The sequence below is a fragment of the Streptomyces sp. MZ04 genome (assembly GCF_004684775.1).
In the GTDB taxonomy this organism is placed as follows: domain Bacteria; phylum Actinomycetota; class Actinomycetes; order Streptomycetales; family Streptomycetaceae; genus Streptomyces.
The window spans coordinates 1-6,767 of sequence record NZ_SRIC01000374.1 but is presented as its reverse complement, the minus strand read 5'-3'; the positions used below and the strand labels follow the sequence as shown (position 1 = coordinate 6,767).

5 protein-coding genes are annotated in these 6,767 nt (G+C 69.8%); 2 read left to right on the top strand and 3 right to left on the bottom strand.

Annotated elements, in window-relative coordinates:
• Positions 1 to 259 precede the first annotated feature (259 nt).
• The gene (locus E2651_RS39585) at positions 260 to 1,609 is read right to left on the bottom strand and encodes an LCP family protein (RefSeq protein WP_135336122.1); all 1,350 of its coding nucleotides are present in this window, start codon (positions 1,607 to 1,609) and stop codon (positions 260 to 262) included.
• Between the two features lie 129 nt (positions 1,610 to 1,738).
• Between E2651_RS39585 and E2651_RS39580 the strand changes: the two genes are divergently transcribed.
• Positions 1,739 to 2,287: an acyl-CoA thioesterase gene (locus E2651_RS39580; protein WP_135336121.1), complete on the top strand. Its 549-nt coding sequence runs from the start codon at positions 1,739 to 1,741 to the stop codon at positions 2,285 to 2,287.
• Positions 2,288 to 2,337: 50 nt separating this feature from the next.
• Here E2651_RS39580 and E2651_RS39575 read toward each other — a convergent pair whose 3' ends face one another.
• Complete coding sequence (locus E2651_RS39575; RefSeq protein WP_245239503.1) at positions 2,338 to 3,711, bottom strand: LCP family protein; 1,374 nt, start codon at positions 3,709 to 3,711, stop codon at positions 2,338 to 2,340.
• Positions 3,712 to 4,027: 316 nt separating this feature from the next.
• Between E2651_RS39575 and E2651_RS39570 the strand changes: the two genes are divergently transcribed.
• A complete protein-coding gene (locus E2651_RS39570) occupies positions 4,028 to 5,068 on the top strand; it encodes a glycosyltransferase family 2 protein (RefSeq protein WP_135336119.1) in 1,041 nt (346 codons plus the stop codon).
• 21 nt (positions 5,069 to 5,089) lie between these two features.
• Here E2651_RS39570 and E2651_RS39565 read toward each other — a convergent pair whose 3' ends face one another.
• A complete protein-coding gene (locus tag E2651_RS39565; RefSeq protein WP_135336118.1) occupies positions 5,090 to 6,757 on the bottom strand; it encodes an LCP family protein in 1,668 nt (555 codons plus the stop codon).
• Positions 6,758 to 6,767 lie beyond the last annotated feature (10 nt).

Here is a 6,767-nt window from a genome sequence, read left to right as displayed (position 1 = left end):
GGCTCGGATATGGCGGGTTGGGCGGGCTCCATGGAGGGCTCATCCAGCTCTCCGGCCTCGGCGGTGGTGTTGAGTTCGACCTGCAGGTCTGCCATGGCATTGCTCCGGACTTCAGGGTGGCAGTCGACTCCACCGTGACACGCGGGAGCTGCGGCTTCGCGGCAGGCGAAGCGTTCGGGGTACAAGCGGTGCCGCCGCTACGCGAAGGGGCCCCGCCGATGCACCGGCGGGGCCCCTTCCAACGTACGCGCGATGCGGCTCAGTCGCCCGAGACCGTCACCTTCTTGTCGCTGTTCAGCTCCGAGACCATCTGCTTGACCTTGGGCTTGTCCCACAGGAGGTTGCCGCCGGTGGAGCCCGCGAGCGGCATGTTCATCGACTTGCCGTCGCCGCCCGTGACGCCCTTCATCGCCCAGAACATGGACGCCACGTCGAACAGGCCCATGTCCTTGTCGACGACCAGCGTGTCCAGGCCCGCGCCCATCGTGGGGTAGAGCTTGAAGGGGTTCATGACCGTGCCCGGGGTCGCCGCCTGGCCGGCGAGGGCCGCGAGGAACTTCTGCTGGTTCTTCGTACGGTCCAGGTCGCTGCCCGGCAGGGCGTACCGCGTACGGACGAAGGCGAGGGCCTGCTCGCCGTCGAGGGTCTGCTTGCCGGCCTCGAAGTCGGCGCCGGACTTCTCGTCCTTGAAGCCCTTGGGGATGTCCATCTCGACGCCGCCGACCGCGTCCACGATCTTGGCGAAGCCGCCGAAGCCGATCTCGGCGTAGTGGTCGATCCGCAGGCCGGTGTTGAACTCGACGGTGCGGACGAGGAGTTCGGGCCCGTCCTCCGCGTACGCCGCGTTGAGCTTCGTCTGGCGGCCGGTGTTCGGGTAGAGCTTGCCGGACTCGGCGCCCTTGAAGGAGGGGATCGTCACGTTCGAGTCGCGCGGCAGCGAGATCATCGTGTTCCCGCCGTCGTCCGCGACGTGCAGGATCATCATCGAGTCCGTGCGCTTGCCCTCGGCGGAGCCCGTGTGGAGCTTCTTCTTGTCCTCGGCGGTCATGCCCTCGCGGCTGTCGGAGCCGACGATCAGGTAGTTCGTGCCCGCGCCGCCCTCGGGGCGCTCGATGACCTTGGAGAGGTCGACCTCGCGCTTGAGCTTGGAGTCGGCCCAGAAGTACGTGCCGATGGAGACCGCGAGCAGCACCACGATCAGGGTGAGCGAGCCGATCTTGATGCGGCGGCGCCAGTTCGGTGCGGGGCGGGGGGCGCGGGTGCCGTAGCCGTCGTCGCCGCCCTGGCCGCCGCCCTGGCCGTTGCCGTTCGGCGAGCCGTAGACCTGGCCGGTGTTGTAGCCGCTGTCGTACCCGTTGTCGTACGCGTCCTGGCGGGGCGCGCGGGGTTCGCGGGGCTCGAACATGTCGTCGCGGGCGTCGCCGTACCGCTGGCCGTACCCGTCGTCGTATCCCGGCTGCTGTGGGACTCCGCCCTGCTGCTGGCCCGGTCGGCCGGAGCCGCCGCCGCGCTGGACATGCCGCATCACGCGGGCGCCGTCGGGCTGCGCGTTCCCGCTGCCACGGCCGTATCCCCGGCCGTTGCCCTGCTCGTCAGGCCAATCGCTCATGTGGCCCAGTGTGCAGTCTCCGGGTGTGCGGCTTACAGGGTGGGCGGGATTTCGGTTCAGGGCTGTTGCAGAGCTGATGCAAAGCGGTCCGGGGATGTCCGGACATACGTCAGACATAGGGTGGAGTCCATGACAGACCTCGCCCCTGGACCGGAATCAGAGATTCCGGGCAAGCCGACTTCGGCGTCCCGCACGACACTCAGCCACATCATGACCCACAACGACACCAACCTCCTCGGAACGGTGCACGGTGGAGTGATCATGAAACTGGTGGACGACGCGGCGGGCGCGGTCGCCGGGCGGCACTCGGGCGGACCCGCCGTCACCGCGTCCATGGACGAGATGGTCTTCCTTGAGCCGGTACGGGTCGGCGACCTCGTTCACGTGAAGGCGCAGGTGAACTGGACCGGGCGGTCCTCCATGGAGGTGGGGGTCCGGGTGCTCGCCGAGCGGTGGAACGAGTCGACGCCCTCACAGCAGGTCGGCTCCGCGTATCTCGTGTTCGCCGCCGTCGACGCGGACGGGAAGCCGCGGACGGTGCCGCCCGTCCTGCCGGAGACCGAGCGCGACCGGCGGCGCTACCAGGAGGCGCAGATCCGGCGTACGCACCGCCTCGCACGCCGCCGGGCGATCAAGGAGCTGCGGCAGAACCGCGCCGCGGAGGGCCTGGACGACTGAGCGTTACGTACGTCATCGAGCGTTACGTACGTCATCGAGCGTTACGTACGTCACTGATCGTCACGGGGGCAGACGACCTGGTCCCCGGTGAGCGCGCCGAACTCTCCCTGATAGGCGTCCTCCGCCCGCACCGGCCTGATCTTCTTGAAGTCCCTGCCCGCCAGGACCTTCAGGGTCGCCCCCTGGCCCTTGACCGCGCGCAGCCGGCAGCCCGGCAGCGCCGCCGCGAGGGACTTCGCCGAGCGGTCCCAGCGGGGGTCGTACGCGACGACCGTGCGGGCAAGGGGCTTGCCCGGCGCGTTGCCGGGTGCCCGCGTCGTACGGAAGCCGGTGGACCGCAGCGCGCTGTCGACCCGCTTGCCCAGGCCCGGCATGCCGGTGGCGTTGTCGACCTGCACCCGGATCTGCTGCGGCGACACACCGACCACGGCGGCCCTGCGCCTGGGGTTGTGCGCGGCGAGCGGGCGGTCCTCGCGCAGCGCCTTGAAGAGCTTCCCGGACCTGCGCGGGTCCCACCTCAGGGTGGACCCGATGCCCGGCACGCTCACGCCCCTGCTGCGCAGCGGGACCGTGGTGAACTCCGACGAGGACGGCGAGAAGCCGCGCATCGCCCGGCCCAGGGCCAGCATCTCGTTCGTACCGAAGCCCTTGTCCGCCCGGACCGAGCCGAGCAGCGTCCTGCTCACGTCGCGGAACTTGAGCGGATTGAGCAGCACCCCGCTGCTGGTCGCCTTCGAGATCAGCGCGGCGAGGAACCGCTGCTGGCGCTGCATCCTGCCGAGGTCGGACGAGCCGTCTACGTGCCGGGTGCGGACGTACTGCAGGGCCTGGCCGCCGTTCAGCTTGTGCGTGCCCACGGCCAGATCGAGTCCGGTGTACGAGTCCTTCAGCGGGCGCGCCGTGCAGATCTCCACACCGCCGAGCACGTCCACGGTCTTCATGAAGCTGGTGAAGTCGACCTCCATGTAGTGGTCGATCTTGACCTTCGTCATGTTCTCGATGGTGCGGACGGTGAGGTTGGGGCCGCCCTCCGCGTACGCCGCGTTCATCTTGACCGGGTGGGCCTTGTGGCGGTCGCCCGAGTTCTGGTCGGTGTGCGGCGGCATCTCCGCGTAGCTGTCGCGGGGCAGGCTCACGACGCTCGCGCGGTCCCGGTCCTCGGAGATGTGCACGATCATGATCGTGTCCGTGCAGTGGCAGGGCGCGCCGCCGAGCCGGTACTTCTTCTTCTCCGCCTTGGTGATCTTGTCCCGGCCGTCGGTGCCGACGAGCAGCACGTTCATGCCGTTGCCCCCCTGCGGCCGGTTCTTCATGTCCTTGAAGGCGTCCACCCGGTCGATCCCGGTGTCGAGACTGGACACGACCCCGTGCCCGATCCCCGCGGCCGCGAGCACCGTCACGGAGAGCGCCGTCGCCACCCGCATGGCCCAGCGGGGCCGCTTCCCCCGCCCGGCCGAGCGGGGCGCCTGCTTCCGGGGTGCGGCTGCCTGACGCGGGGGACGCGGCCCGCGCGAGGAGGGTCTTGGGGAGCGGCGGGGCGGTGTGGGCACGAGGGGGACACCTCCGCGGTGACGGGCTGACGGCCCTGGCCGGGACGGGCTGACGGCCCTGGCCGGGACGGGACGCGGGACCTGTGACGGGCCGGGGAACGCCAGAACCGTAGGCCCATACGATCTGCGGCCCGGGGTAGTGACCCGGCGGCGCGCGCCGGTGTCCCCCATTCGCGGTAACGTGGCGCCGATGAACGCGACGCCCGACGTGCAGCTTCCTGCCGTATCCGTGATCATGCCGGTGCTCAACGAGGAACGGCATCTGCGTGCTGCCGTATCCGCGATCCTTGAGCAGGAGTACGACGGCGAGATGGAGGTCGTCGTAGCGCTCGGCCCCTCCACCGACCGTACGGACGAGATCGCCGCCGAACTGGTCGCCGAGACGGCCGGTCACCGCGCGAGGGTCCAGACGGTGCCGAACCCCACCGGGCGTACGCCGGCGGCCCTGAACGCCGCCATCAAGGCATCGAGTCACCCGATTGTGGTGCGCGTCGACGGCCACGGCATCCTCTCGCCCGGCTACATCGCGACGGCCGTCCGCCTCCTCGAGGAGACCGGCGCGCAGAACGTCGGCGGCATCATGCACGCCGAGGGCGAGAACGACTGGGAGCACGCGGTCGCCGCCGCCATGACGTCGAAGATCGGCGTGGGCAACGCGGCCTTCCACACCGGCGGCGAGGCCCAGCAGGCCGAAACCGTGTATCTGGGTGTCTTCCGGCGCGAGGCCCTGGAGCGGCAGGGCGGCTACAACGAAGAGTTCATCCGCGCCCAGGACTGGGAGCTGAACTTCCGGATCCGGGAGGCCGGCGGGCTCATCTGGTTCTCGCCCGAGCTGAAGGTGCAGTACCGCCCGCGGCCTTCAGTGCGCGCCCTGGCCAAGCAGTACAAGGACTACGGCCGCTGGCGGCACGTGGTCGCCCGCTACCACGAGGGCTCCATCAACCTGCGTTACCTCGCGCCGCCGACCGCCGTGTGCGCGATCGCCGCGGGCGTCGTCGTGGGCGCGGTGCTCACGCCGTGGGGCTTCGTGATCCCCGGCGGCTATCTCGCGGCGATCGTCGCGGGCTCGCTGCCCGCGGGCAAGGGGCTTGGGCTGAAGGCGCGCCTGCAGATCCCGGTGGCGCTCGCGACGATGCACATGTCGTGGGGCTGGGGCTTCCTCACCAGCCCGCGCTCGCTCGCCAAGCGGGTCATCGCGTCCCGGCGCCCGGCCGTTCTCAGCGAGGCCTGAGAACAGCCGGGCGGTTCCGGCTCACCCCTTGGGCTCGCCCCAGGTGTACTTCGGGTCGACGTGCATGCAGGCCTTCTTGTCCGAGCCGTTGAGCGCCTCGGCCGACTCCGGCGTCTTGTCGTCCTTCTTCGCGGCCGACTCGGGGTAGGTGTTCCCCTCCCGCCAGTCGGCGCCCACGACGAGCACGACCCCGGAGACGTCCGTCGACTTCTCCACCGAACTCAGCGGCAGCCCAAGGGACTTGGCGACCTTCTGGGCGTCGCCCTCCAGCTCGGCGCTGGGAAACCTGATGACGGTCTTCTCCTCCGCGAGAGCCGTCGTCGTGTCGGCCGTCGCCCGGGTGAAGCCCTTGCCGGTGAGCAGCTGCGTCACCGTCGACGCGCGCCCGCTGACCGGCGGCTCGGCGTCGCTGCGGGTGCCGTTCTGCACCTGCACCGCGATCTCCGCGTCCAGGGCCGCCGGATCGTCCGAGACCTTCTCCTTCGCGGGCTTCTTCTTCTTGCCCTTGCCGTCCAGTGAGACGTCGTCGCGCACGAGCCGGAAGAGCTGCTCGGCGTCGCCCGGCTTGGGGATGACGCGCGCACCGACGTACTCGTACGGCATGGTCGTCATCGTGGTCCGCTCCGGCGGGACCTTCTTGAGCTCGTTGCTGAGGTCGTAGAGCCGCTTGACGCTGCCGAGGCTGTCGTCGACCTTGAGCGCGCTGGTGGCCGTCTCGGCGAGCTTGCGCAGCTTGTTCGGGCTGCTCAGATTGGCGTTGTCGCGCAGCTCGCGCACGAGCGAGTTCATGTACATGTGCTGGGCCTTGGCGCGGCTGATGTCGGTGCCGCCGTCGAAGCCGTAGCGGGTGCGCAGCCACTGCAGGGCCTGCTTGCCCTTGACGGGCGTGGTGCCCTTCTCCAGCTTCAGACCGGAGCCGTGGCCCTGGTTGTCCCGCGAGTAGATGTTGGCGTCCACACAGACCGGTACGCCGCCGATGGCGTCCGCCATGGAGACGACGCCCGCGAAGTCGACCTCCATGAAGTGGTCGATGTGGATGTTGGTGAGCTTCTCCCAGGTGGCGACCGTGCAGCCGGGGCCGCCGCGGCCGAGCGTCTCGTTCGTCATCGTCCGCTGCGTCGAGGCCTCGTACACCTTGCCGTCGTCCGGGTCGGTGCACTTGGGAATGTCGAGCAGGGTGTCGCGCGGCATGCTGACCACCGACATGTTGGTGCGGTCGGCCGAGAGATGCAGCAGCATCTGGACGTCGGCCAGCGGCGTGCCCCCGAAGGTCTCCTTGGCGCCGCCGAGCTTCTGGTTCTCCTTGGAGTCCCGCGCGTCCGAACCGATCAGGAGAATGTTCAGCGGGGTCTGGCCCGCCGCGTTCGGCGTGGGCTCGGGGGCCCGGTGGTCGCCGAGGTTCAGGTCGTCGGTCTCGAGATTGTTGTTCAGGTGCTGGTAATAGAGATATCCGGCGCCGGCCGTGCCAAGTATCAGTACCGACAGGATCGTTGCCGACCAGCGCAGTATCCGCCGTCTGCGGCGCGGCGGTTCACCACCGCTCCCACCACCGCTCCCACCGCCGCCCCCACGGCGGTGTCTGTGCCGGCCGCCGCCGCCGTCCGGGGGCTCATCGCCCTCGTGCGGACTTTCGTCCCAGCCGTGATCACTGGCGTGCGGGACGCGTTGTCGCGCCCCCTCCCCACGCACGCTGCTTTTC

Excerpts from the sequence above, each read along its gene's own strand:
- E2651_RS39585 (WP_135336122.1), bottom strand. The coding sequence starts at position 1,609 with ATGAGCGATTGGCCTGACGAGCAGGGCAACGGCCGGGGATACGGCCGT.
- E2651_RS39580 (WP_135336121.1), top strand. The coding sequence starts at position 1,739 with ATGACAGACCTCGCCCCTGGACCGGAATCAGAGATTCCGGGCAAGCCG.
- E2651_RS39575 (WP_245239503.1), bottom strand. The coding sequence starts at position 3,711 with ATGCGGGTGGCGACGGCGCTCTCCGTGACGGTGCTCGCGGCCGCGGGG.
- E2651_RS39570 (WP_135336119.1), top strand. The coding sequence starts at position 4,028 with ATGAACGCGACGCCCGACGTGCAGCTTCCTGCCGTATCCGTGATCATG.